Annotated in this window: 21 protein-coding genes and 3 pseudogenes; 7 read left to right on the forward strand and 17 right to left on the reverse strand. The window is 57.5% G+C overall.

What is annotated here, in order from left to right:
• Positions 1–28: 28 nt before the first annotated feature.
• The gene (locus tag ACNAZS_RS09795) at positions 29–940 is read left to right on the forward strand and encodes a LysR family transcriptional regulator (protein WP_415788664.1); all 912 of its coding nucleotides are present in this window, start codon (positions 29–31) and stop codon (positions 938–940) included.
• 94 nt (positions 941–1034) lie between these two features.
• Here ACNAZS_RS09795 and ACNAZS_RS09800 read toward each other — a convergent pair whose 3' ends face one another.
• The 8 genes from ACNAZS_RS09800 to chvE form a co-directional block, all read right to left on the reverse strand.
• Positions 1035–1994, reverse strand: coding sequence for a hypothetical protein (locus ACNAZS_RS09800; protein ID WP_415788665.1), 960 nt, complete (start codon positions 1992–1994; stop codon positions 1035–1037).
• A 289-nt stretch (positions 1995–2283) separates the two neighbouring features.
• Positions 2284–3132 carry an SMP-30/gluconolactonase/LRE family protein gene (locus tag ACNAZS_RS09805; protein WP_415788667.1) on the reverse strand — a complete coding sequence of 283 codons (849 nt, stop codon included), beginning with the start codon at positions 3130–3132 and terminating at the stop codon, positions 2284–2286.
• A gap of 5 nt (positions 3133–3137) precedes the next feature.
• A complete protein-coding gene (locus ACNAZS_RS09810; protein WP_415788669.1) occupies positions 3138–4058 on the reverse strand; it encodes a Gfo/Idh/MocA family protein in 921 nt (306 codons plus the stop codon).
• Positions 4058–5800: an L-arabinonate dehydratase gene (gene araD / locus ACNAZS_RS09815; RefSeq protein ID WP_415788671.1), complete on the reverse strand. Its 1743-nt coding sequence runs from the start codon at positions 5798–5800 to the stop codon at positions 4058–4060. The genes ACNAZS_RS09810 and araD overlap by 1 nt, the downstream gene beginning before the upstream one ends.
• Positions 5801–5813: 13 nt before the next feature.
• Complete coding sequence (gene araD1 / locus ACNAZS_RS09820) at positions 5814–6803, reverse strand: AraD1 family protein (RefSeq protein ID WP_415788673.1); 990 nt, start codon at positions 6801–6803, stop codon at positions 5814–5816.
• A 3-nt stretch (positions 6804–6806) separates the two neighbouring features.
• Positions 6807–7997 carry a multiple monosaccharide ABC transporter permease gene (gene mmsB / locus ACNAZS_RS09825; protein WP_415788675.1) on the reverse strand — a complete coding sequence of 397 codons (1191 nt, stop codon included), beginning with the start codon at positions 7995–7997 and terminating at the stop codon, positions 6807–6809.
• A gap of 7 nt (positions 7998–8004) precedes the next feature.
• Entirely contained in the window at positions 8005–9525 is a 1521-nt protein-coding gene (gene mmsA / locus ACNAZS_RS09830; RefSeq protein WP_415788677.1) for a multiple monosaccharide ABC transporter ATP-binding protein, read from the reverse strand.
• A 39-nt stretch (positions 9526–9564) separates the two neighbouring features.
• On the reverse strand, positions 9565–10617 hold the full coding sequence (chvE, locus tag ACNAZS_RS09835) for a multiple monosaccharide ABC transporter substrate-binding protein (RefSeq protein WP_415788679.1): 1053 nt from the start codon (positions 10615–10617) through the stop codon (positions 9565–9567).
• Between the two features lie 130 nt (positions 10618–10747).
• Between chvE and ACNAZS_RS09840 the strand changes: the two genes are divergently transcribed.
• On the forward strand, positions 10748–11710 hold the full coding sequence (locus ACNAZS_RS09840) for a LysR family transcriptional regulator (RefSeq protein WP_415788681.1): 963 nt from the start codon (positions 10748–10750) through the stop codon (positions 11708–11710).
• 22 nt (positions 11711–11732) lie between these two features.
• Here the strand turns inward: ACNAZS_RS09840 and ACNAZS_RS09845 are convergent, their stop codons facing one another.
• On the reverse strand, positions 11733–12404 hold the full coding sequence (locus tag ACNAZS_RS09845) for a TetR/AcrR family transcriptional regulator (protein ID WP_415788683.1): 672 nt from the start codon (positions 12402–12404) through the stop codon (positions 11733–11735).
• 106 nt (positions 12405–12510) lie between these two features.
• Here ACNAZS_RS09845 and ACNAZS_RS09850 point away from each other — a divergent pair, with 106 nt between their 5' ends.
• The 4 genes from ACNAZS_RS09850 to ACNAZS_RS09865 all read left to right on the forward strand — a co-directional run bounded on the left by ACNAZS_RS09850 (position 12511) and on the right by ACNAZS_RS09865 (position 17080).
• Positions 12511–13254, forward strand: a complete 744-nt coding sequence (locus tag ACNAZS_RS09850) for an SRPBCC family protein (RefSeq protein WP_415788685.1) — start codon at positions 12511–12513, stop codon at positions 13252–13254.
• Positions 13255–13289: 35 nt separating this feature from the next.
• On the forward strand, positions 13290–14144 hold the full coding sequence (locus ACNAZS_RS09855; RefSeq protein WP_415788687.1) for an FAD binding domain-containing protein: 855 nt from the start codon (positions 13290–13292) through the stop codon (positions 14142–14144).
• A 28-nt stretch (positions 14145–14172) separates the two neighbouring features.
• Entirely contained in the window at positions 14173–14661 is a 489-nt protein-coding gene (locus ACNAZS_RS09860; RefSeq protein WP_415788689.1) for a (2Fe-2S)-binding protein, read from the forward strand.
• A gap of 112 nt (positions 14662–14773) precedes the next feature.
• Positions 14774–17080, forward strand: a complete 2307-nt coding sequence (locus ACNAZS_RS09865; protein ID WP_415788691.1) for a xanthine dehydrogenase family protein molybdopterin-binding subunit — start codon at positions 14774–14776, stop codon at positions 17078–17080.
• An 89-nt stretch (positions 17081–17169) separates the two neighbouring features.
• Here the strand turns inward: ACNAZS_RS09865 and ACNAZS_RS09870 are convergent, their stop codons facing one another.
• The 5 genes from ACNAZS_RS09870 to ACNAZS_RS09890 all read right to left on the reverse strand — a co-directional run bounded on the left by ACNAZS_RS09870 (position 17170) and on the right by ACNAZS_RS09890 (position 21770).
• Positions 17170–17874: an ABC transporter ATP-binding protein gene (locus ACNAZS_RS09870; RefSeq protein ID WP_415788693.1), complete on the reverse strand. Its 705-nt coding sequence runs from the start codon at positions 17872–17874 to the stop codon at positions 17170–17172.
• 18 nt (positions 17875–17892) lie between these two features.
• Positions 17893–18636, reverse strand: a complete 744-nt coding sequence (locus tag ACNAZS_RS09875; protein WP_415788695.1) for an ABC transporter ATP-binding protein — start codon at positions 18634–18636, stop codon at positions 17893–17895.
• Positions 18626–19606, reverse strand: a complete 981-nt coding sequence (locus ACNAZS_RS09880; protein ID WP_415788697.1) for a branched-chain amino acid ABC transporter permease — start codon at positions 19604–19606, stop codon at positions 18626–18628. The genes ACNAZS_RS09875 and ACNAZS_RS09880 overlap by 11 nt, the downstream gene beginning before the upstream one ends.
• A gap of 5 nt (positions 19607–19611) precedes the next feature.
• The gene (locus tag ACNAZS_RS09885) at positions 19612–20496 is read right to left on the reverse strand and encodes a branched-chain amino acid ABC transporter permease (protein WP_415788699.1); all 885 of its coding nucleotides are present in this window, start codon (positions 20494–20496) and stop codon (positions 19612–19614) included.
• Positions 20497–20564: 68 nt separating this feature from the next.
• Entirely contained in the window at positions 20565–21770 is a 1206-nt protein-coding gene (locus tag ACNAZS_RS09890) for an ABC transporter substrate-binding protein (RefSeq protein WP_415788701.1), read from the reverse strand.
• A 476-nt stretch (positions 21771–22246) separates the two neighbouring features.
• Between ACNAZS_RS09890 and ACNAZS_RS09895 the strand changes: the two are divergent.
• Positions 22247–22442: pseudogene (locus tag ACNAZS_RS09895) on the forward strand (citryl-CoA lyase); the annotation flags it as partial.
• 153 nt (positions 22443–22595) lie between these two features.
• Here the strand turns inward: ACNAZS_RS09895 and ACNAZS_RS09900 are convergent.
• From ACNAZS_RS09900 to ACNAZS_RS09910, 3 genes and pseudogenes are all read right to left on the reverse strand, one after another.
• Positions 22596–22844: a hypothetical protein gene (locus ACNAZS_RS09900; RefSeq protein WP_415788703.1), complete on the reverse strand. Its 249-nt coding sequence runs from the start codon at positions 22842–22844 to the stop codon at positions 22596–22598.
• Positions 22845–23262: 418 nt separating this feature from the next.
• Positions 23263–23600 (reverse strand): annotated as a pseudogene (locus tag ACNAZS_RS09905) (phosphonate monoester hydrolase); the annotation flags it as partial.
• 7 nt (positions 23601–23607) lie between these two features.
• Positions 23608–24831: pseudogene (locus ACNAZS_RS09910) on the reverse strand (sulfatase-like hydrolase/transferase); the annotation flags it as partial.
• Positions 24832–24845 lie beyond the last annotated feature (14 nt).

Genomic DNA, 24845 nt, shown 5'->3' on the forward strand with positions numbered 1-24845 from the left:
GCCGTAAGACTTTGGGGGAGATGTTTTCATGTTGACCGAGTTGCGCCGCATCAGGGCGTTCCTGGCCGTGGCCAGACTGCAGAACTTTACGCGTGCCGCCATCGAGTTGAATGTGTCACAGTCCGCGCTTAGCGTGCAGATACGCCAGCTCGAAGACCAGCTGGGCACCGTGCTGTTCGACCGCAATCGCCGGCGTGTCAGTGTCACGCCCGCCGCCCAGGATCTGCTGCCTCGCCTGGAGCGCATCGTCCATGACATCGAGTCCGTCGTTGCGGACGCGCACGACGCCAGCGGCGTGGTGCGTGGCACCGTCACTGTGGCTACGCTGCCTTCGCTGGCCGGCGGCCTGTTGCCGCGCGCCGTGGCGACACTGACCGCACAGTTGCCCGGCATTACTGTGCGCATCGTGGATGCCGTGGCGGCCCGCGTGGTCGATCTCGCGAAATGCGGCGAGGTCGATTTTGCGGTGGGTAGCATGACCCGCGGCGACCGTGACGTGGTCTGCCACCTCCTGCGTGTGGACCGGTTCTGCGCGTTCGTGTCGCCTCGTCATCCGCTGGCCGTTCGCAAAGTCCTGTCTCTGCGAGAACTGGCCGAGCATCCCCTGATCCTGCCCGCGCGCGACAGCAGCGTGCGCGCGCGATTTGAGGTGGCGGCGCACCGCGAGGGCATCGTCATCAAGCCAGCCTACGAGGCGGTCTATAACTCTACGGTGCTGGGCTTGGCGCGCGAGGGTTTGGGCGTGGCGGTGCTGACGGAGATGATTGCCGCCTATGAGGCCGATGCGGCGGTATGCACCATCGCCATCCGCAATCCCGTGATCCAGCGCGAAATCGTGCAGATTGTGCCCAAGGGACGGCCGCTGTCAGCCGCGGCCGAGCGCTTTTCCCGGGTACTGCGCAAGGCTGCACGCGACGATCAGGAGGCCCAGGGGCTATAGCCGGCCGTAGGTTGGTGAAGAGATCAAGCGGCAACGTCCCGGATGCCGCTCAAGCGCCCATACCGCGTGGGCGCATGAGAGCGATGTTTTCAAACTAGCTGTACCAGTTCAGCTTGAAGCCCCAATTACCGACGTTATAGGCAAAGGCGATGCCCCAATAGAAGACGAAGTAGGCCCCGCCGGCAACTAACATGGCCGCGCTGAATTGTTCCAGTCTGCCGGGGTGCCGCGCCGACCAGTTCGTCAGCCGCTTGGTGAACGGCACGATCAGCAACAGGAATAGCAGGACCATCACCAGAATCTGTCCGACCCCTTGCAAGGCCATCACTGCGCCTCCATACAGCGGGCTTTCCGCGGCGGCGGCATAGGTGAGAAAATTTCTGAACACCGGAAATGGCCGTCCAATGGCGAACAATCCGACCAGGATTCCCATGACGCCGGCCTTGGCCAGCGGCGAGGCGGCGAAGTGCAGCATCTTGGGCGGCAGGCGGCGGAGCATGCCATCGAGGAATCCAAACGAAATCGCACCCCAGGCGAGCAGGACGACGCCGAGCAGCGTGAATGTCACTTGTGCCTGAAACAGGCGGGTTTCTCGGACATTGAAGGCGTCCACGCGCTCCGGTCCGAGCGAGCCGACATACATTCCGTAAGCGAAGCAAACCAGAAGGACGAAAAACGAGAAAATGCCGATCGCCTTGATCGCGAGTCGCCGAGGTGATCCTGCATTCTCCGCCGCACAGGCAAGGCCTGGAAGCATGGCGAACGCAACGCAATTGCACGCCGTGAAGGTCGCAGCCAAACCCGCAATGATGGCAAAGACAAAACCGAAACCTGCCCCCCGTTCACTATAGGAGCCGGCCAGGCTTTCCGGGTCTCCGATTGTTTGGCCCGCGACGAACTCCCGGCCGAATCCGTCTACCAAATGATAATTCCAGAAACCGGCGACCAGAACGCCGACAGCGATTGCGCAGAGCGCCAGGACCAGACGATTTCGATATGGCGAAAGCGGCGTGATACTTATGTCCTGTTTAACGGCTTGGTTATATGACAACACTTTACGATCTCCTCTTCTGTCTTCGTTGAAAAGTCAGCTCAAGACACGTCGTTCTGTTTGTCACCGCTACCGGTGTAATGCGATCGACCGACACACTGAGCGATCCGATCGGCTGCTTCGTGACAGCACGAATGTCGCCGAGCCTAGCATGAGGGGTTGATCGCTGAGTGATTTATTCGACGAAACTGCCGATTTGTTCGACGAATCGACATTTTCAATGTCGGCCGCCACGGCAGTCAGCCGACGGTTACGCCCGACGCCCGGAGGATGGCGGCGGTGTCGGACCGGCCTACAGGATGACCCGAGGCTCTGGTAAGCCCTGGATCGGGACGTCCAGTAGATAGGTCATCCCCTGTGCGGGATCAGGGTCCGTCAAGCCTTCGCGAGCAGTGGTGAGCAGCAGGCCGCGCAGATCTGGCCCACCGAAGACGGGGCAAGACACATGAAGCGCTCCTCTCACCGAAAACGTGTGCGTCCGTTGCGCCTCAGGGCTGTAGCGCATCACGGCGCCTGCCCCCCAGTGGGCGCACCACAGTCCGCCCTCCGCGTCGACGACGGCACCGTCGGGATTCAGGCCCTCGGGCACCAGATCGAGAAAGACCTCGCGCTCGCCGGCGGGCCAACCCTGCGCGTCGAGCGCTTGCCGCCACACGATTTGCCGGGCCGTATCGGAAAAATAGGCCTGGCGGCCATCCGGACTGAAACAGATGGAATTGGGGATGGTTAGACCGTCGAACAACTGGCGTACTTCGCCCCGTAAATAGCGGTAGATCGCACCGACCCCGGGCTCGGCCTGCTTGCCCATCGTGCTGAACCAGAACCCATGGTGGCGATCTGCGCGCCCATCGTTCGAGCGCAGTGCCGTGGCCGATGCCGGCAGGCGCCAGTGGGGTGTCAGCTGCCCGGAATCCAGATCCAGCACGGCCAGTCCCGTCTCGGTGGCTAGCAGCAGGTGCGCGGCATTGAGCCAACCGGCGGCCGAGGCCATCTTCCCCAGGGGCCAAGCAGGCGAGGCATCCCCGTGGCGGGACAGCAGCTTGCAACCCAGAATATCAAACCAGAAAAACTGCTGGCGTAGTGGATGCCACAAAGCTCCTTCACCCAGTTCGCAGGCACGGGTGTCGAAGATCTGGGACATCGCCATCAGACAGTGAATTCAAAGGGTGCCACCGTCGTGCGCCGGCCCAGCATGAAGGCATCAGCCACGAGCCGCAAGGGCGACAGGTCGACGTCGGATTCGCGCTGGCGGACCAGCTCGGCCATCCGAGCGTACAGGACGGGATACTCGCCCATGATCATGGCTTTGCCCCCGGCGGCTTCGCCGTCGATTTCCAGCAGATTGCCCCCCAGGCGTAAGGTCAGGTGTCCTTCATCGGTGAACAAGGTCATGTCCCAGGTTTCCCAGCCTTCCTGACGGAAATCGAAATCCGCTTCGATGCCATGCGTCAGCGTCAACCGGGCGGCAATCGGCGCCTGTCGGTTGGCCGGAAACTCCAGCTCGGCACGCGTCAGGTGCACCGGCTCTGGCAGGATCTCTGTGAGGATCGACAGAGCATTGATCCCCGTATCGAAGACCCCCATCCCTCCGGCATCGAGAATCCAGTCCTGACCCGGATGCCATTTGCGTACATCTTCGCGCCAAGTAATCTGGCCACTGCGCACCTTTTTGCCGGCGAGCCAGGCCTTGGCAGGCGCCACGGCCGCTGCCGCGCGGGAATGCCAGGTGGTATACAGCGTCAGGCCTTGTGCCCGGGCCTGCACCGACAGACTATGGACCTCAGACAACGTGGCACCGGGCGGTTTTTCCAGCATGACATGGCGGCCGGCCGCCAGGGCCGCCTGCGCCACGAGAAAACGCGGCACGGGCGGCAGACAGAGCGACACTGCCTCGATGTCGGGTCGGGCGCGGAGCATCTCTTCAATCTCGATAAAGGTGGTCTGCCCGTCGCTCTGGCTCTCACGGTCTACCGTGGCGGCCACCGTCCAATCCGGACTGGTCGCCAACGCCGGCAAATGCTGGTCATGGGCAATCTTGCCCATCCCGATCAGTGCGAGTTTCAACATCAGTGGCTTTCCTTGGGCACAGGGTTGCCTCGGCAACCTTTTAAGAAATCGAGATCGGCTCCTTGGTCGGCGCCTTCGACGTGCTGCTGATGCATCCAGGCGTAGCCGCTGACGGATTGCACATGCGAGGGTTTCCATTGTGCCAGCCGCGTGGTCATTTCCTCGTCCGAGATATCCAGATGCAGCCGTCGGTTGGGCACATCCAGCTCGATCATGTCGCCCTCACGTACCACCGCCAGCGGCCCGCCGGCGGCGGCCTCTGGCGACACGTGCAGAACGACCGTGCCGTAGGCTGTCCCTGACATGCGGGCATCGGAGATCCGCACCATGTCGGTGATGCCCTTGCGCAAGACCTTGGGCGGCAACCCCATATTGCCTACTTCGGCCATGCCCGGATAGCCTTTGGGGCCGCAGTTCTTCAACACCATCACGCAGTGCTCGTCAATGTCCAGGGACTCGTCATTGATCCGGGCCTTGTAGTCGTCGATGTCTTCAAACACCACGGCGCGGCCGCGATGGCACATCAATTCCGGGCTGGCCGCAGACGGCTTCAGCACGGCGCCTTTGGGGGCCAAATTGCCTTTCAGGACGGCAATGCCGCCTTGCGAGGTCAAAGCTTTTTCCAGCGGCAAAATCACGTCAGGATTATGGTTGATGACGTCTTTCACTTCGTCCCAGATGCTGCGGCCCGAGACGGTCAGCGCATCCTTGTGCAGCAAGCCGCCTTCGCCCAGACGCTTGAGCACCACGGGCAGGCCGCCTGCATAGAAAAACTCTTCCATCAGGTATTTGCCCGACGGCATGAGGTTGACGATGGTCGCGACGTCGCGCCCACCCCGGTCCCAATCGTCCAACGTCAGGTCGACCTCGACCCGTCCGGCCAGTGCCAACAGGTGGACGACGGCGTTGGTCGAACCGCCGATGGCGCCGTTGGTCCGGATCGCATTCTCAAAGGCCTGCCGGGTCAGGATGTCAGACGGCTTGAGGTCATCCTTGACCATCTGCACGATGCGCCGGCCCGTCATCTGAGCCATGACGCGGCGCCGCGAATCGACCGCCGGGATGGCGGCATTGCCCGACAGCGCCATGCCCAGCGTTTCGGCCATGCTCGCCATGGTCGAGGCCGTTCCCATGGTGTTGCAGCTGCCGGAAGAACGGCTCATGGCCTGCTCGGCTTCCAGGAATTCGTCCTGGCGGAGCTTGCCGGCACGCACCTCTTCGGAAAACTTCCACAGATGGGTACCGGAACCGACCCGCTCGCCACGGAACCAGCCGTTGAGCATAGGGCCGCCCGAGATGACGATGGAGGGAATGTTGGTCGACGCCGCCGCCATCAGCAGGCTTGGCGTGGTCTTGTCACAACCGACCATCAGGACCGCGCCGTCGATGGGCTGGGCGCGCATGGTTTCTTCGATCGCCAGGGCCGCCAGATTGCGAAACATCATGGCGGTTGGCCGGAAGGTATTCTCGGATGCTGAAAACACCGGCACCTCGACGGGAAACCCGCCGGCTTCCCAGACACCCGCCTTCACTTTCTCTGCCAGCTCGCGCAGATGGCCGTTGCAAGGTGTCAGCTCGGACCAGGTATTGAGAATGCCGATGATGGGACGCCCGTCGAACAGGTCCGGCGGATAACCCTGGTTCTTCATCCAGCCGCGATGATAAATGGTGTCGCGGGTATTGCCGCCATACCAGTGCTGGGAACGCAGCTTCCGGGGCCAAGGGGCAGGTTTGAAAGACATGGGGTGAACCTTATCAAAGTCGGGCAATCTGGACGGGACTATTGGCGGCGGGACTCTGCTCCAGAGGGTTGCGCAGTGGCAGGCCGAAGATTGGCGAGGCGATTTCAAAGACATCGCCGTGATCCACACGGATCCCGTCGGCAAAGGACAGCGTGGCCGTGCCGAGGAAGTGCACATGCACATCGCCCGGTTGGCGGAAGACGTCGTATTTGAAATGGTGATGCTCCAGGTTGCCGAGGCTGTGCGACATGTTGTCTTCGCCCGAAACGAACGGCTTCTCCCAGCGCACTTGGCCGTCGCGCATGATGCGGCTGGTGCCGGCAACATGCGCGGGCAAATCACCCAGCAACAATTCTGGTCCGAAACTGGCGGGCCGCAGTTTGGAATGGGCCAGCCACAGGTAGTTGCCGCGCTCAGTCACATGATCGGAAAATTCGTTGGCCAGCACGAAACCCAAGCGCCACGGCGTGCCATTGGGGCCAATCAAGTAAATCCCGGCGACTTCGGGCTCTTCGCCTCCGTCCAGCGCGAAACCCGGTGAAGGCAGGGGCGATTCCGGAGCAATGGCCGCATGCCCGTTGCCTTTGTAGAACCACTCGGGCTGCACACCAATCTTGCCGGGCGCCGGTTTGCCATCCTCCATCCCCATGCGGAACATTTTCATGCTGTCGGTCAGCGTCTCCGGATCGCTTTTGGCGTGCATGGCATTGCGTGTGGAGGCGCTGCCCAGGTGCGTCAGCCCGGTTCCGGTCAGATGCAGGTGAGCCCGATCGGGATGATCGATGGGCAGCAAGACCCGCCCTTGGGCCAGTGCCTGTGCCAGATCGACGGACTCGCCTTTGCCGCGCACCGCGATCTCGTCCTCCAGCCGGCGGCCGGCGGACAAAGCTGCCTGGGCTAGCGCATAGACCGAGACTGCGTCGGGGACGATCCAGGCCATTTGCCCTTCGCGAGCCACCACGACCCGTTGTCCATTCACTTGGTTAACTTGAGAAAGCAGCATGACTTACACTCCCTTGTTCTTGTTGTAGACGTCGAAAAATACGGCCGCCAGCAGCACCAACCCTTTGATCACCTGTTGGTAGTCGATACCGATGCCGATGATGGACATGCCGTTGTTCATGACGCCCATGATGAGCGCGCCGATGACTGCCCCCATGATGCGCCCGGAGCCGCCGGACATCGAGGCCCCGCCAATGAACACGGCAGCAATGACATCCAACTCGACACCGAATCCGGCTTTGGGTGTGGCCGTATTCAGGCGGGCGGCAAAGATGAGCCCGGCCAGTGCCGCGAGCATCCCCATATTGACGAAGGTGAGGAACGTAAGACGTTCGGTCCGGATACCCGAAAGCTTGGCCGCTTTTTCATTGCCGCCCACCGCATAGATGCGCCGGCCGATGACCGTGCGCTCGGTGACGAAGAAATAGACGGCTGTCAGCGCCACCATCGACACCAGTACATTGGGCAGACCACGAAACGAGGCCAGTTTCCAGCCGATGAAGAGGATGGCGGCGGCAGTCAGGGCATTGCGCAGGATGAACAGCCCGATGGGTTCGTCCTCAATGCCATAGCGGGCGTTGCGCCCACGGGCACGCAGGCCTTGCCACAAGATCAACAGCACGGCGGCCAGGCCGGCGATGAATGCCGTCATGTTTGGGCGACCCGGGCCGATGAAGTCGGGGATGAAACCCGTGGACAAAGCCTGGAAGTTGCGAGGGAAAGGCCCGACCGACTGACCCTCCAGCAGCCAAAGCGCCAGACCGCGAAAGATCAGCATGCCCGCCAGCGTGACGATAAAAGAAGGGATCTTCCAATAGGCGATGAAATACCCCTGGGCGGCACCAATGAGCATGCCGCACAGCAGGCAGGTGACGATAGTCAGCCCGACTGGCATGTCGTAGGGCACGATCATCGTGGCGGCCAGTGCGCCGATGAAGCCCATGATCGAACCCACCGACAGGTCGATCTGGCCCGAGACGATGACCAGCAGCATCCCCAGCGCCATGATGATGATGTAGCTGTTCTGCAGAAAGAGATTCGTGATGTTGACCGGCCGCAACAGCGTGCCGTCTGTGGCCACCTGGAAAAAGGCCATGATGGCAATCAGGGCGAATATCAGGCCGTAATCGCGCATGTGGCGCGCAAGATAGGCCCCAATCCGGCCAGGCGGATTGTGTGTTTCCGAACGGTTCATGATGCTCCTATTTCCTGACGATCAATGACATGATGCGTTCTTGCGACGCATCATCCGCAGACATTTCACCGACGAAAGAGCCTTCGCTCATCACATAGATGCGGTCGCACATGCCCAGCAGTTCGGGCAATTCGGAAGAGATCATCACCACGCCTTTTCCGGCCTTGCTCAACTCGTTGATGATTCCGTAGATTTCGTATTTCGCCCCCACATCGATCCCGCGCGTGGGTTCATCCAGGATCAGCACCTCAGGCGAGGTGAACAGCCATTTCGACAGCACGACCTTTTGCTGATTGCCGCCGGACAGATGCGCGACCTTCTGGAAAACCGAAGGGGTGCGGATGCGCATGTTCTGGCGGTACCGCTCGGCCACGGCGGTTTCCTCTGCGCCATTGATGACGCCCCACGAGGACACGGCGTCCAAGCGGGCCATCGTTGTATTGCGCTGGATGGATTCCTCCAGGATCAGCCCCAGGCTCTTGCGGTCTTCCGTGACATAGGCCAGGCCGGCCGCAATGGCGCGCGACACGGTCGACGTGTCGACGGGCTTGCCGTGCATGGAAACCTCGCCAGTGATGCGACCGCCCCAGGAATGACCGAACACACTCATGGCCAGTTCGGTGCGTCCCGCCCCCATTAATCCCGCAATGCCGACGACCTCGCCCGCATGGACTCGCAGCGACAAGTCATGGATGATCTGCCGGTCGCGCTGCTCGGGATGCCAGACATTCCAATGACTAACTTCCATGGCGACTGATCCGCACCGTCGCTCGCGCGCCGGATAGCGGTGCGTCATGTCGCGCCCCACCATATCGCGCACGATCCGGTCTTCGGTGACCGGCTCGCGTTCGGCGTCCAGTGTGGAGATGCTGGCGCCGTCACGAATCACGGTGACGCGATCTGCCACGCGACGCACCTCATTGAGCTTGTGGGTGATGATGATTGACGTCACACCCTGAGTCTTGAGCTCCAGCAGCAAATCCAGCAGGGCCTGGCTGTCGGTTTCCGACAACGCAGCGGTGGGCTCGTCCAAAATGAGCAAACGGACATTGCGAGAAAGTGCCTTGGCGATTTCAACCAATTGCTGCTTGCCGACACCCAGTGTTTCGACGCGGGTGCCGGGCGCTTCGTTCAGCCCGACCTTTTTGAGCAGCTCCTGCGCAGCCTGAAAGGATTCGGCCCAGTTGATGCAGCCGTACTGGCTTCGCTCGTTGCCCAAATGGATGTTTTCTGCAATGGACAACAGCGGTATCAGAGCCAGCTCTTGGTGGATGATGATGATCCCGCGGGCCTCGCTGTCGCGAATCGACTTGAACTGCGCCACCTCACCTTTGTAGATGATGTCGCCTTCGTAGCTGCCCGCCGCATAGACGCCGGACAGCACCTTCATCAGCGTGGACTTTCCGGCGCCGTTCTCACCACAGATGGCATGAATCTCGCCCTCTTTAACCTGCAGGTTAACTTGGTCGAGTGCCTTGACCCCCGGGAAGGCCTTAGTAATGGCACGCATTTCCAGAAGCGGCGTCATCGAGTCCTCCGATGCATGGGTTAGGGAGACACGCTCAGCTCACTGAATCTGATCCTGGCTGTAATAGCCCGAGTCGACGAGCACGCTCTTCCAGTTGGATGCATCCACGGTCACGGGTTCCAGCAGGTAGGCGGGCACGACCTTCACGCCGTTGTTATAAGTGGTCGTATCGTTGATTTCGGGTTTGCCGTCCTTGAGCAATGCATTGACCATGCCGACCGTCACCTGCGCCAGCTTGCGAGTGTCTTTGAAGACGGTGGAGTATTGCTGATCTGCCAGTATGGACTTGATCGAAGGCACCTCGGCATCTTGCCCGGTCACGATCGGCATCTTAAGGTCGCCCGAGCCGTAACCCACGCCTTTGAGCGACGACAAAATCCCGATGGACAGACCGTCGTACGGAGACAGGACACCATGCACGGCCTGCTTGGTGTAGTTGGCCGACAGCAGATTATCCATGCGAGCCTGGGCAACCGACCCATCCCAGCGCAGTGTGCCGACGCGGTCAATGCCGGTCTGGCCTGAAGGAATGACGATGTCGCCGGCATCAATCAACGGTTGCAACACCGACATCGCACCGTCGTAGAAGAAATAGGCATTGTTGTCATCCGGGCTGCCGCCGAACAATTCCACATGCCACGGCCGCACGTCACCGAAGCGCGCTTTCAGGCCATTAACCAGACTAGTGGCCTGGAGCACGCCCACCTTGAAGTTGTCGAAGGTCGCGTAGTAATCCACATTCGGGCTTTCGCGGATCAGGCGATCGTAGGCAATCACCGGGATGCCGGAGGCAGCGGCATTTTCAAGCGCATTGGACAGTGTGGTGCCATCGATGGCGGCAATGACCAGGACGTCTGCACCCTTGGTGATCATGTTTTCAATCTGGGACAACTGATTCGGGATGTTGTCCTCGGCATACTGCAGATCGGTCTTGTAGCCGGCCTTCTGGAATTGCTTGACCATGGACTGGCCGTCTGCAATCCAGCGCGCCGAGGACTTGGTCGGCATGGCGATGCCGACCGTTTGCGCGTGGGCGACCGACGCGATCACGGGCGCTGCCAGCAGTGCTAGCGCTAGCTTTTTGATAAGCATTTTTGTCTCCAGGTTGTCAGGGCAGGTGAATGCGGCTGAATTGATCTCTAGTTGGATCTTGCGGGCATGGTAGCAACGCGAAACATGACGGTAAAATAATATCTGGCGCATTCAACATACCTAAATTTATATGTCGAATAATCCTGCCCGCTGGCTCAAGCCATCACAGCTGCGTTTGCTGTCGGAAATCGCGAGCCATGGCCAACTGCAATTGGCGGCCGATGCCATCGCTGTCACGCAGCCTGCTGCCTCGCGCATGCTGGCCGAAGTCGAACGGCAACTGGGGGCAGCCTTGTTCGTGCGCCGGCCCAAGGGGATGGAGCCCACGTCAGAAGGGCGTGCTGTGCTGCGCCGGGTCGAGGTCGTCCTGCGCGAGATGCGCAGTATGGTGGCCGACGTGGATTCATTGCGCCAGGGCCTGGCCGGTTCGGTCAGCGTTGGGGCCGTGACCGGCCCTGCAGTGAGCCTCCTGATGCCTGCGATCCGCGAGGTCAAATCCATAGCCCCTGCCGCCGAGATCTCGGTCGACGTTATGCCTTCGCGTGACCTGCTGCGCCATCTGATGGCGGGAGAGATGGATTTTGTTCTGGCCCGCATCCTGCCCGAAGCCGACGCGCATGACTTTGAAATCACGCCGATGAGCGATGAAAAGATCGTGATCGTGGCCCGCGCCAGCCATCCGCTGGCGCGTGCGCACGTCGTAACACTGACCGAGTTGTCGAGCTACGAGTGGGTCATGCAGCAACGCGGCGCGCCGATTCGAGAGGCCATCGTCAACGCGTTCGGCCAAGTGGGGCTGTCCGAGCCGCGCAACGTCGTCAGCAGCCCCTCGATACTGTTGAGTATGGCTTACCTGGCCCAAGGCGATGCGGTCACGCCCATGGTGACAGAGGTGGCGTCGCTATTGACCCAACCCCCGATCGGAGCGGGCTTTGCCGTGCTGAACCTGCCGCACGACATCCGCGTGTCGCCTTATTACCTGCTGCGCCTGCGCCGCCGCCCCCTGACGCCACTGGCCCTGTCGTTGCGCGACCGGCTGTTGACCCAATCGAATAGGCCGGATGTTGCTCGGTATTATGTGAGTGATGAGTAGGAAGCTTGTGCGGATTGCGCCATCACCCATCCGTATGGCCGAATAGGTCACGTGCCGAGACAATATACGCTCTTACTCTATCCTTGATTATCTGCTCAATGTTTTGGGGGGCGGGCAGGCCATATATCCATTGTTGGATACCCAAGTAGAAGATGCCACTATGCAGCCCCCAGATTAACTGAGTAATTCTTTCGTCTTCTTCCTGGACGTGCTGCAACCCCAAATAATTACGGGTTTCGCGTGCTATGCGTGGAAGCAGTTTGGACTGTAAAAGAGAGATGTATTTGTTTGGAATATATCCATCACTCAGGCCGGAGAATATCAGGATTCGCACCCATTCCGGTGTCAGAATAGCCTTGGCATAGGCTTGATAAAAGCTATTCAGCTTCTCTTCCAGTTCGGTCGGCGCATCAAGCCAGTCTTCCCAATGTTTGTTCCAGCGGCCAAGGTATACCTCTTGGTACACGCGTTCAATCAAGGCTTTTTTTGTCGGAAAATAATGATAAAGCAACGGGTGCGTAATCCCGATTTCCTTAGCTAATTCACGCGTCTGTCCGTCCAGGCCGTGCCTGGAGAAGAATGAAATTGCGCCTGACAATATTTGCTGTTCGCGCTCTGCAGGACTTAGCCGTTGTCTGGTTTTGGGTGGCTTCGGCGGCGTTAAGCCAACCTTGCTTTTTGTTTTCGGAGACATAAGCGTGACAGCATAAACTTTAAAGATTAGCGCTTTTGCAGCGAAGTACGAGCATAGTAATACACCCCAGAAATCCCGACAGCTTCCGATGAATTGGCCACGAGCTTTGAATGCTCTTGACTTAATTTACCAAACGGTAAACAATATTCAACATAGCGTAAACAAAGATAGGACGGCTATGGATCTGAAGGGCGAACAACTTATCAGTGCATCCAGGCAGCAAGTATGGGACGCGATCAACGAGCCGGCCGTGCTGTTGCGATGCATACCGGGATGTGAAGAGGTCACGAAGGTGTCCGAGGCCGAACTGCATACCCGTGTCTTGCTGAAAATTGGGCCGGTCCGCGCCCGTTTTTCCGGCAAGATTTTCCTGCTTGATATCGAGGAGCCCAGCAAATGCACGTTGAGTTTTGAAGGCGCTGGCGGGGCGGCGGGGTTTGCCAGGGGCAAGTCCGACATTACGCTTACAGAACATGACGGTCAGACCTTATTGAGTTATTCGTCGCAAGCGTCGGTAGGCGGCAAGTTGGGGCAGGTTGGTGGGCGCTTAATAGAGTCTTCAGCAAAAAAAATGGCGGATGAATTCTTTGCCGCATTTCAAGTTGCCCTGTCAGGTCACGACGGCAATACTAAATTGGCCGAAAGCACGCCGGCATCCGTACCCATCGTCCCGCACGCAGCTGCCGCTGCGCAAGCGCCGTCACCCGTTCCGCCCTCCAAACATACGCCAATAAGCAGTTCTGATAGCAAACCTGCGCAGTTTCAAGGATTTCAATACGAGCTGTACAGGGCGTTCTGGTTTGCCCTTGGGGTGGGTTCGACCCTATTGATTAGCTGGTTATTGCCCTAGTAAGCCCTGCAGAATTCAGAATACCAGGAGCAACCATGAAGGCCCCACCATTCGCCTATATACGTCCAACTTCTCTGGATGAAATTTTTCCGTTATTGCGAGAATACGGCGATGATGCCCGTATTCTCGCGGGTGGTCAGACGCTGCTGGCAACATTGAACATGCGCCTTTCCGAGCCGCGTTTGTTGATAGACATAAAGGCCATTGAGGGCTTGCGCGGTATTACGGTCATGGAGGACTGTATTTCTATTGGCGCGATGACGCGCCATAGCGAGATTGAAGACTCCGGCTTAGTGGCATCCCACCTTCCGCTGTTGGCGATGGCCGCACCGCATGTTGCTCACCGTGCAATACGTAACCAGGGTACCTTGGGCGGCTCGCTTGCGTTTGCCGATCCCGCCGCCGAGTGGCCGGCATGTGTCGTCGCGCTGGATGCCACGGTGGTGCTGGTTGGGCCAAATGGCGAACGCCGGGTAAAAGCTGCCGATTTTTTTCTGGATCTGTATACCACGGTGATGGAGCCTGACGAGCTTATCAAAGCCTGTGAGTTTGCATTGGCGTCGTCGAGTTCACGGTTTGTTTTTCTAGAGCTTGCCCGTCGCCATGGTGACTACGCCATTGTGGGCTTGGCAGCTGCCGCGCGTATTGATTCCGGACGCCTAACAGCGTTGCGCCTGGTGTTTTTAGGCACCGGGAACACGCCTATTCGTGCCAGGGCGGTTGAGGAGGCGGTCGTTGGAAAGGTAGTAGACGCTCAGACACTGGCGCAAGCCCAGGCAGCACTTGCCGGTGAGCTATTTCCGTTCGCTGATCTGTACAACAGTGCGCAAACCAAACTTCATTTAGCCGGCGTCTTAATGGGTCGGGCGTTGCGGCAGTTGGCGGCATGACATGGGACAAAGCAACGCGGAGGCCTATATGGACCAATCAATACTGATCAATGTTGTTGTCAATGGCGTGAGCCTGCAAAAGCAGGTAGAGCCGCGCATTCACCTGATTGATTTTCTAAGAGATACCCTGCAAATCAAGACCGCACGGGTCAGCTGCGAACACGGCGTCTGTGGCGCTTGTACTGTTCGTGTGGACGGCGAAATAGTACGGGGTTGTTTGATGCTGGCGGTGCAGACCGATGGCCAGCATATTGAAACCATAGACGGCGCCAGCGATCGAGGCGACTTGACGGCGCTGCAAGAGGCATTTCATGCACGTAACGCGGCGCAATGTGGTTTTTGCACGCCCGGCATGTTATTGACCGCGTCGGCGCTTTTGCGCGAGAAACCGCTGGCTGACCGCGAGCAGGTTAGGGAATACATATCGGGGAACTACTGCCGGTGTACGGGATACCACGCCATTGTCGATGCCATTTGCGATGTGCTGCAAGCGCAGCGGGACGCCAGGCTCGATTAAGAAAGTTCGGGAGATAAATGTGAACTCAATAACTAAAGAAGATGTTGGCGCACTCCTGAGCGACACGGCAGTTAAACGCGAATACGTTGGTGCTTCCGTAATGCGGCCGAATATGAAACGTCATCTGGAAGGGAGGGGAACCTACGTCGATGACATTGCATTGCCCCGCCTGGCTCATGTCGTTTACTTGCGCAGTCCATTTGCGCACGCACGCTTTACCATTACCGAAACGGACGTTGCGCTCGGCATGCCTGGTGTTATTGCGGTCGTTGACGGCAACGCTATCGCTGAACTGTGCACTCCCTGGGTTGCAACCTTGGCACATTTGCAGGGCATGAAGTCCGCTCCACAATATCCGTTGGCGCTAGACCGGGCGTGCTGGCAAGGTGAGCCCATCCTGGCCGTTGTCGCAGAAACGCGCCAACAAGCCGAGGACGCCATACAGGCCATTGAGGTCGATTGGGACGAGTTGCCGGTGGTTCACGATATGGAAACCGCTCTTTTACCTAGTACGACGATCATTCATCCTGAGCTGGGCGATAACTTGTGTTTTACCAAAACCATCGACACGGGAGGTGTCGATGAAGCCTTTGCGCAGGCCGATCTGGTGGTCGAAGAAACCTATCGTTTTGGTCGTGTCACTGGCGTCACCATGGAAGGCCGTTCCGTGCTGGCCGATTTCGACCCTTCTGAACGCAAGCTAACGGTGTATCAGTCGCATCAGGCTCCGCATATGATGCAAGACCTGTATGCCCGACACTTCGATTTACCCGAAAATGCCGTACGCGTCATTTGTAAGGACGTCGGAGGCGCATTCGGCATCAAAGTGCATTCGTACTCTGATGACTTTGCGACGGTTGCCTTGTCTATTATTCTCAAGCGTCCGGTGAAGTTTGTCGCCGACAGGCTGGAGTCTTTTGTCAGCGATATTCATGCCCGCGAGCATGTGGTGCACGCGCGCTTAGGGGTTAAGTCCGACGGCGAAATCGTCGCGTTCGAAATAGATGACTTGACCGGTGTCGGGCCCTACTCGGTCTACCCTCGTACCAGTGCCATAGAAGGCAATCAGGTGCTAAGCGTGGCAGGTGGACCGTATAAGCACAAACAGTATCGTGGCCACCTAAAGGTGGTGTACCAGAATAAGGTGCCGACCAGTCAGTACCGTGGCGTAGGTCATCCGATTGCCTGCGGCGTCACAGAGGGTATTGTGGAGTTAGCAGCACATCGGCTGGGGATCGACACCTTGCAAATGCGCCATAAAAATGTCATGCCCGATGATGGCTATCCGTGCAAGGGCGCTTCGGGTATCCAGATTGAGAGATTGTCGCATCAGCAATCCCTGAAGAAAATCGAAGAAATGATGGACTACCAGGCGCTGCGTCGCGAGCAAGCCGAACTACGCAGTCGAAACATTTATCGGGGCATTGGTTTCGCCGTGCTCGTCGAATTGACCAATCCCAGCGCAGCGTTTTATGGCGTGGGTGGAGCAAGAATTTCGGCATTGGACGGGGCTTCGGTGCGCCTGGAACCCAGCGGAGTCGTTACCTGTCATGTGGGTGTGGGCGAGCAGGGACAGGGTACGGAAACGATATTCGCTCAGATTGCTGCTGATGCAATCGGTGTCGATATGAAGCATGTCAACGTCGTAACGGGCGATACGCAGGCGACACCCTATGGTGGGGGGACTTGGGCGTCGCGCGGTGCAGGAATTGGGGGTGAAGCGGTGCTGCAGGCCGGCTTGGCTTTGCGGGAAAATATTCGCAAGTTCGCTGCTGTGGCGCTGAAGAAAGATGAGGCTCAGCTTGATGTGCTTGAGGACTGGATAGTCGATTTTACGAGCCAGGAGCGGCTCATGGCCTTGTCCGAGCTAGCGCGTCTGGCTTATTTTCGCCCTGACATCCTACCCGCCGACGCGCGGCCAGAGCTTGCTGTCACGCGGCACTTTGCCCAGCGCGGTTTCCCATTTACGTTTACCAACGGCGTGCAGGCATCGTATGTTGAGGTGGACGTAGAGACGGGTTTTGTGAAATTGCTTAAGCACTGGGCGGTCGAGGACTGCGGCCGTATCCTGAATCCCATGCTGGTTAACGAACAGGTGCGTGGCGCTATTGTGCAGGGCATAGGTGGCGCGCTCTTTGAGGAATGCCTCTACGACGAGAATGCGCTATTGCGCAATGGCAGCATGGCTGATTACTTGGTGCCGATGGCTGCGGAAATGCCAGATATTGAGGTCGCGCACGTGGAAACGCCTACTGCGACATCCCAGTTGGGCGCCAAGGGGGCCGGAGAGGCGGGTACCGCCGGGCCTCCGGGGGCAATCATGAACGCGATCAACGATGCATTGGCACCCTTTAACGCGCGAGTAACGTCGCAGCCGATTACCCCGGAAAAAGTGCTTAAGGCGATTGGAAGCGTTTGACGACGGCACACTCCCTTCTGATTTTCATGCTCTGGTGAAGGAGGGGCATGGCGACGAAACGTATACAGCGACCGAATACTCAGGCGGTCTTAGACCGCGCAGTAACGCTCTTGCATTTGCGGATCGTTCAATAACGCTTGTGCAGATTCAGTCAGTACCACTTCGCCCTGGTCCAGAATATAAACCCGGTCACATATGCTCAGTGCAAGTTCTACGTTTTGTTCAACAAGCAGTATCGTTTTTCCAGCACGTTTAAGAGAGGTAAAAAGCTCAAACATTTCGTCGACAAGGATGGGCATAATTCCTTCAGACGGCTCATCCAGCAGGATCATGTCTGGATCGGCAGCCAGTGCGCGTGCAATCGCCAGCATTTGTTGTTCGCCGCCAGACATGGTTATCGCGTTCTGATGCAAGCGTTCTTTCAACCGCGGAAACGTTTCAGCGATCTGCTCAATAATATTCTTTTCCTGAGATTTTTTCGGTGAGGCGACAATGCCTAGGCGAATATTCTCCAGCACGGTTAGACCTGGCACAATCCGTCTGTCCTCCGGCACGTAAGCCAGGCCTAATCCAAAACGTGCATGCGCCGACTGGCCTATCAGCTCGTTGTCTTTGAACCGCACCGAACCGCTGGTTTTCGCAAGAAGCCCCATGGTGCTTTTGACGACGGTGGTTTTTCCGGCTCCGTTGCGTCCTAGCAGCGCAATGACTTCTCCTTTGGAAATGGTTATGTTTATTTTTTGCAAAACATGGCTCGTTCCATACCAGGCATTCAAGTTCGAAATTTCTAGCATAAGATGCCTTATATCTTGTTAATGGTGGCCTAAATACACTCGCTTGACTTCGTCGTTGCTGCGAATGTCGGCGGGTGTACCAGATGCAAGGAGTTCTCCATGATGCAAAACTACAATGTGGTCGCTGATACCCATTATCATTTTCATTTTATGTTCGACCAGAATAACGGTGCGTGTATCAGCTAATTGCACGATCAGGTCCATCATGGATTTTGTTTCTTCAGGGCTCATGCCCGCCGTTGGCTCGTCTAATAACAGCAGCTTAGGGTTGGAGGCCAGTGCAATGGCGATTTCCAGCGAGCGTTGCTGGCCGTGGGCTAGTTCGCGAGCGGGACGATAAGCATGGGTTTCAATGCCTACTGTTTTCAGGGCGGCATATGCCCGATCATCCAAGTTCAACGCACTTTGCTTCTTCCATAGGTTGTAGCGCGAGACATGGGCTTGTAATGCCATGCGGACATTGCCCAGGGCAGTGAAGTTGGGAAATACATTTGTAATTTGGAATGACTTGGCTATGCCGATATGCGAGAACTGATGCGGTTTAACACCGCTTAGATCTTGTCCGTCGAATATGACCCGGCCTTCCGATGGAGACATTGCACCGGACAGAATATTGAAGTAAGTGCTTTTTCCGGCGCCGTTAGGGCCAATGATGGAGGTCAGCTTGTTTGACTGAAACGCGATGGAGACATTCTTTAGTGCGGTAAATCCCCCGAAACGACGGGTGACTGCTTCGGTCTTTATGATGGTGTCAGTCGACATGCAGCTTCTCCAGAATCGTGCCCCAGATGCCTTTCGGAAAGAACAGCACAAAGAACATGAAAATGATGCCAACGTACAGCTGCCAGTGTTCCGTCCAGATTGAAAACATGTCTTGTATGAACAAGAATAGCCCTGCACCCACCAGGGGTCCAAAAAAAGTGCCCATGCCGCCCAGTAGGGCAATCATGACGACCAGGCCAGAGGTTTCGTAGTGCAGCGTTTCAATTGCAACGCTGGAGAGATGGATGGCGTAAAGCGCACCCGCCAATCCGCAAAAGGCGCCTGATAGGATAAAGGTAATGAGCTTGGTTCGTTCGACGTTGAATCCGCATGCGCGTGTGCGCGATTCGTTTTCCCGTATGGCCTGGATGACCGCCCCAAAAGGCGAGGCCAAAAGACGAGAAATAAACCAAAGTGCCAGCGCGACAAAACCCAGAAAAAAATAGTATTTGGTCAACGGGTTCAACATATCGAAATTGAATCCGAAGAGATTGACTTCGGAAACATTCACACCCCGTAGTCCATTTTCGCCGCCGGAAGGGGGAAATTGGTAGATCAGGAAGTAAACGCATTGCGACAGAGCCAGTGTAACCATGGCAAAGTAAATGCCACGAGTGCGGATAGCCAATATCCCCATCGCCCATGCAACAAACGTGGACACGAGCACGGCGGCAGGGATGGCCAGCCACCAAGCGACCTGATGCTGTGCAATAAGGATGCCCGCGGTATAAGCGCCGACACCCAAAAATGCCGCATGGCCGAATGACAGCATTCCCATATAGCCAAACACCAAATTAAACCCCAGCGCGTACAAGCCAAAAATCAGCATATTGATCGCGACGGAATGGTGCGGGATCAGCCAGGGGAACACCATTAAAAGCAAAATGGTGGCAAGAACCCGGTGTTTGCGTATTGTGCTGAGTATCGATAAAGGCTGGCGAGGCGATAACGTGATGATTTGTAGGCTCATAGTCTTTAACTCATTAAACCGGCGCGACCAAACAGGCCCAGGGGGCGTACAAGAAGTACGACCGCCATAATGACGAACATGGATACTTTTGCTGCCTCAGGAGCGAACAAGGCGGCCAGGCTTTCGACAACGCCGACTAGCAGGCCGGCCACCACGGCGCCCGTTAACGAGCCCATGCCACCAACTACGGTAACCACGAACGCGACGATCAATACTGATCCACCCATTTCAGGGGTAATGCCTTGCATCGGCGAAGATAAATAGCCGGCTAGGCCAGCTATACCGGTGCCTATTCCAAACACAATAAGCCACACCTTGGCGATGTCGATGCCCAACACGCGCACGATTTCAGGGTCGCGAGCACCGGCGCGTACGATAAGTCCGAAGGAGGTTTTTTCAATAAACAGCCAGAGTGCAGCTAACACAACCGCCGTGATGCCAATGACGAACAAACGATAAAGGGGGAAATGCCCGATCAAAACATCGACTGAGCCCTGCAGCAGCTCGGGAGTGTCCACCGGCAACCCCTGCTTTCCGAACTGAATACGTACAAGCTCGACCATGACATAGGCAAGGCCGAAGGTCAGCAGAAGTGGATAGTCGATGCCTCGTCCATATAGAGGCCGCACCAGAAATCGTTCGGCCACGATGCCGATTAAACCGGTGATAAGAGGAACACCAACGAGACATAACCAAAAATTGGGCACGTACTGATACAGGCTATAGCCGGCGTAGGCTCCCACCATGAAGAACGCACCATGGGCGAAGTTGACGACCGTCAGCATCCCGAAGATCAAGGACAAGCCTACCGCCAAAAGTGTATAGATGGCGCCCAGCGCCAGGCCAGTAAATACCTGCAGCGCGAGCAGTTGTGCGGTAATGCCGTCCATGATGCCTCCGTGTTTTTTTTATATTGACCCACTACGACGAACAGTGGGCCCGCCATATGCCGAATCAATTATTTATGGCCCAGCTCTGCGCAAGTTCGCAACATAGATTCGGATGCTGGTACGGTTTTCAGTACGCTAAACACATCGTCAGGGTTGCCTGCGTTGGTGTCTTTAGACTGGATGATGAACACCGACTGTACTGACTGATGGTCGCAGGGACGATAATATTGTTCGCCCTTGTAGGTGTCGTACTTAAGTGCGGCCAGAGCGTCGACTACCTTCTCAGTGTCTACCGTGCCGGCATTAGTGACTGCCGTTAGCAGTGATTTAACGGCGGAATATGCCATTGCGCCGTAGTCGGACGGATAGGTTCCCTTGTTGGCGGCCTTGTAGAGGTCATTCAGCTTTTTTGCGGAGGGCGTATTGTCTTGAATGCCCCAGTAATACGACGTGCCGCCAATGACGCCGTCATAAACTTTAGGCCCACCAGCCAAGCGGGACGTATACATAAGCACGGGGGTTGCAAAAATCGTGCTTTTCTTCATGCCGAAGTCGGTCGCTTGCTTGATCGAAATGTAGTTATCACGTCCTAGGTTGTTGAAAACAAGAACGTCGGGCTTAAGCGCTTGTAGCCGTGGCAAGAAAATTGAGTAATCGGAGGTGCCCAGAGGATGCTTGACCTCGCCAACAACCTCTGCGCCCACTTCTTCTGCCACACGCCTAAAGCCACGTGCCATCTCGTGACCATAGGCATAGTCTGCAGTAATAAAGGCAATACGCATTCCTTTTTTGAATACATACTTGCCAACCGCCTGGGTGGTCATGTACGGGTTTAGCGCTTCATGGAAGGTGTAGCGAGAATAGTCTGACGCTTCGTTAATAGTGTCTGACTGGCTGATCGATATATAAAGGATCTTGCGCTGTTTGGTGATGTTGTTGGTAGCAAGTTGTGTAGCAGCAGAGAGACCACCAACGATAAAATTAACCTTATCTTTCTCTATGAGTTCCAAAGCACGAGTGGCTGCCTCGCCAGGATTAAGCTTGTCGTCACGGACCAGAAGCTCGACCTTGCGGCCATTTAGGCCGCCAGCATCGTTAAATTCCTTAACGGCTATTTCCGCGTTTCTAACTTGATCTTTTGCATCGGCACCATAAGGGCCGGTTAACGGTACGGGCAACCCGATGCGGATTGGGTCTGTCTGAGCCTGCACGCCAGTCATGGTGGCGGTTGACGCCATACAGAGGACAAAGGCCCATTTATTTACGCTTTTCATATATGTGTTGTCTCCTGAGGTAGAAAGGCTATGCGACGGTTGCTGTTAAAGCTGGGGTACAAGCAATTGCGTCGGTCTTGCGTTTTTCCAACTACAGTATCTACTGATTGGGTAATCTGTCTGGCTTCTGCGGCCCGAGCCCGTTCTCAGTTTTTTACGTCTTTTCTTGATTTAATTGACCTGTTGGTAAATATAAAGGTTTTGATCAAGCTAAGCAATGCTTAGCTTGATCCGTAAATGATCCACTAAGCACACCCTTCCGGCGTCTTATGGAATAGGTCAAGCTACCTGCTTGCTACATTTTCGGAGCAGACGGATATGTCACAAAAGGCACGCCGTATTGGTCGAATCATCTCTCGGCAATGGTTGCCGAAAGTACGCAAGCAGCGGCGTATGCCAAGCGTGCGCAGGCGTACGGCGAATTCACATTGACACGCGCTTTAACCGAAGATGTCATTGGAAAATTCGGCTTCACCGACGCCACAGGTGCCACAGCAGCGCTGTTGGGCGAGATCGCCATTCCAAGTGCCATCATGCGGGGTGTGGCTGTGATCAGTCGCTCGGCGGGTCTGGGTGGGGCACATTGCCGAAGAGATGCGTGAGCCTACAGGCAAGCATATCTGGCAGACGGTCGAGCACGCAATTCCCTATGCAAGTAGCGGGGAACGGTGAGCGCGTCGTAGGAAGCGGCCGGCTCCTTGGCGTTGAAGCCTGTAGTGTGCCGCGCGTATATGACTTTGCCGACGGCCTGTCATTAGCAGCTCGATGCCGGACCGTCGACAAAAAAAGCGGCGCCCTTGGGGCGTCGCTGGCCTGCAAGCAAGCTTAGGTGCCGCAGGTATCAGACGTCCTCATTTCGTTTATGGCGGGCTCTTGGCGATTGGGGACATAGTTACGGTCTAGCTGCAGGCCGGTTTTGCTTCCGGGGATGCACGGATCGCCGGCGCTGGTATACCCCTGGCCACCTTGTGCCGGATCGGTTTGCCCGGCGGGTGTGCCTTGGGCATATGCACTACCAGCCATGGCGCTGAAGACAGTTATGGCTGCAACTCGAGCAAGTAATTTACGCTTCATGTGAGTTCTCCAAACGGTGTGTGGGCTCGGCGCACCGCAACTATCGTGCCGGCGGTGGCTACCGTGCTATTAATTCTGACGTTTGTCTGCATGCAGGGCGAGTGTCGAACGGCAACCAACCGTCGTTAAATTTTTCTGTGCAGAGCATAAACAGACACTTCTATAAGAGTGCTGGCAGACCCCGATGCCCCAACAACCGTCCGTTTTTCTCGCAGTATTGTTACGTCGATTGAAATAATTCACGGAGTACAACAATGTTCTCTGTCATCACTTTTACATGATTGACCATGTGCCAGCGATAAGGTGTGACGGCGCTAGTGCAATCGCTCAAGGACCCAGTTAGTTGTCAGAGTTGATGCAATACTGATCCACAAGCAATGCGAATAATATTTTGAACTACTTTGTGGGCGACGTTATATCACCACTGCCCAAAGTAAATGCCCGCCCGCTTGTGGGCGTTGGTGGATCGCTCCACCGCCTCGTCGGACATGGTTGTGCGCCGCTTGCTGCGCAACGACCAGTCCAGCAGATGCTGCCGCATCTCGGCGCGCACCGCGGCGTGGGACTGGCTGGCACCCAGATCCTCGAACTCGTTGGGGTCGCGCTGCAGGTCGAACAGCTGCTCGGGCTCGTCGCGCCAGTACACGTAGCGCCACCGGTCGGTGCGCACCGACCACGCGCGGCACTGCTGCGGCGTCTTGCCCAGCGTGAGCCGCGCCTGACGGAAGCTGTAGTCCAGTTCGGATACCGCCGCGGNGNGCCNCGGCATGCCTTCCGCTGCGCCGTGCAACAACGGCTGCAGGGCGCGCCCCTCGATCCGGTGGCCGGCTTGTGGTACGTCCAGCGCCTGCAGGATGGTTGGCGTGATGTCCACGCTTTCCACCAGTTGCCGGCACACCTGGCCGCGCGTGCCGTCGGCCTCGGCGCTCGGATCCATGATGATCAGCGGCACCCGTTGCACGGTGTCGTAGAACAGCTCTTTCTCGCCTAGCCAGTGGTCGCCCAGGAAGTCGCCATGGTCGGCAGTAAACACCACCAGCGTGTTGCGCATCAGTCCGGCGCCTTCCATGTAGTCGAACAGCCGGCCCAGGTGGGTATCCAGTTGCGTGATCAGCCCCTGGTAGATCGGCCGTACGGTGCGCACGCATTCTTCACGCGCGAAGCTCTGGCTTTCTTCATGCTGGCGATAGGCCTGCAGCACCGGATGCGCGCCGGCCAGCTCCTGCTGGTTGCGCACCAACGGCAGGCATTGGTCGCTGCGATACATACGATGGTAGGGATCGGGCGCCATATAGGGCCAGTGCGGCTTCACATAGCTCAGGTGCAGGGTCCAGGGCTGCGAGCCGCGCTTGCGTATGAAATCCAGGGCACAGTCGGTGGTGTAGGCGGTTTCCGAATGCGGTTCGCGGACCCGCGCGGGCAGGTGCGCATTGCGCATATGCCACCCGCTGACCACTTGCCCGTCTGCATCCACCGCGGAAATCACATAGTCCGACCACGGATCGGGCGAATCGTAGCCATGGCGGCGCAAGAATGCCGGATACCCACTTTCATCGCCCGGCTCGTGGTGGCCGTCATAGCGGTCGGCCTCGCGGAAACTGCCGCGCGCCAGCAAGGTGCCCAGTTCCGAGCCGCCGTCGATGGCCAGCCGCTGTATGCCGGCCTGGTCGGGGATGACGTGGCTCTTGCCGATCAGCACCATCTCGCGCTCGCGGCCGGCCAGGTACTCGCCCAGCGTGACCTCGCTCACCGACAGCGGCACGCGGTTCCAGGTCGTGCCGTGGCTGGATGGATAGCGCCCGGTGTAATAACTCATGCGTGATGGTCCGCACACCCCCGAATTCACGAACGCCTGCTCAAAGCGCATGCCGCGCGCCGCCAGCGCATCCAGGTTAGGCGTGCGCAGGTACGGATGCCCGTAGCTGCCCAAGTGGTCGGCCCGCAGTTGGTCGGCCATGATGAACAGCACGTTCTGGATCTTGCTCATGGAATGCCCGCCCT

It is taken from the genome of Bordetella tumulicola, from assembly GCF_965138755.1.
In the GTDB taxonomy this organism is placed as follows: Bacteria; Pseudomonadota; Gammaproteobacteria; order Burkholderiales; family Burkholderiaceae_B; genus Bordetella_A; species Bordetella_A tumulicola.

Excerpts from the sequence above, each read along its gene's own strand:
- ACNAZS_RS09795 (WP_415788664.1), top strand. The coding sequence starts at position 29 with ATGTTGACCGAGTTGCGCCGCATCAGGGCGTTCCTGGCCGTGGCCAGA.
- ACNAZS_RS09805 (WP_415788667.1), bottom strand. The coding sequence starts at position 3,132 with ATGTCCCAGATCTTCGACACCCGTGCCTGCGAACTGGGTGAAGGAGCT.
- ACNAZS_RS09810 (WP_415788669.1), bottom strand. The coding sequence starts at position 4,058 with ATGTTGAAACTCGCACTGATCGGGATGGGCAAGATTGCCCATGACCAG.
- araD (WP_415788671.1), bottom strand. The coding sequence starts at position 5,800 with ATGTCTTTCAAACCTGCCCCTTGGCCCCGGAAGCTGCGTTCCCAGCAC.
- araD1 (WP_415788673.1), bottom strand. The coding sequence starts at position 6,803 with ATGCTGCTTTCTCAAGTTAACCAAGTGAATGGACAACGGGTCGTGGTG.
- mmsB (WP_415788675.1), bottom strand. The coding sequence starts at position 7,997 with ATGAACCGTTCGGAAACACACAATCCGCCTGGCCGGATTGGGGCCTAT.
- mmsA (WP_415788677.1), bottom strand. The coding sequence starts at position 9,525 with ATGACGCCGCTTCTGGAAATGCGTGCCATTACTAAGGCCTTCCCGGGG.
- chvE (WP_415788679.1), bottom strand. The coding sequence starts at position 10,617 with ATGCTTATCAAAAAGCTAGCGCTAGCACTGCTGGCAGCGCCCGTGATC.
- ACNAZS_RS09840 (WP_415788681.1), top strand. The coding sequence starts at position 10,748 with ATGTCGAATAATCCTGCCCGCTGGCTCAAGCCATCACAGCTGCGTTTG.
- ACNAZS_RS09845 (WP_415788683.1), bottom strand. The coding sequence starts at position 12,404 with ATGTCTCCGAAAACAAAAAGCAAGGTTGGCTTAACGCCGCCGAAGCCA.
- ACNAZS_RS09855 (WP_415788687.1), top strand. The coding sequence starts at position 13,290 with ATGAAGGCCCCACCATTCGCCTATATACGTCCAACTTCTCTGGATGAA.
- ACNAZS_RS09860 (WP_415788689.1), top strand. The coding sequence starts at position 14,173 with ATGGACCAATCAATACTGATCAATGTTGTTGTCAATGGCGTGAGCCTG.
- ACNAZS_RS09865 (WP_415788691.1), top strand. The coding sequence starts at position 14,774 with ATGAAACGTCATCTGGAAGGGAGGGGAACCTACGTCGATGACATTGCA.
- ACNAZS_RS09870 (WP_415788693.1), bottom strand. The coding sequence starts at position 17,874 with ATGCTAGAAATTTCGAACTTGAATGCCTGGTATGGAACGAGCCATGTT.
- ACNAZS_RS09875 (WP_415788695.1), bottom strand. The coding sequence starts at position 18,636 with ATGTCGACTGACACCATCATAAAGACCGAAGCAGTCACCCGTCGTTTC.
- ACNAZS_RS09880 (WP_415788697.1), bottom strand. The coding sequence starts at position 19,606 with ATGAGCCTACAAATCATCACGTTATCGCCTCGCCAGCCTTTATCGATA.
- ACNAZS_RS09885 (WP_415788699.1), bottom strand. The coding sequence starts at position 20,496 with ATGGACGGCATTACCGCACAACTGCTCGCGCTGCAGGTATTTACTGGC.
- ACNAZS_RS09890 (WP_415788701.1), bottom strand. The coding sequence starts at position 21,770 with ATGAAAAGCGTAAATAAATGGGCCTTTGTCCTCTGTATGGCGTCAACC.
- ACNAZS_RS09900 (WP_415788703.1), bottom strand. The coding sequence starts at position 22,844 with ATGAAGCGTAAATTACTTGCTCGAGTTGCAGCCATAACTGTCTTCAGC.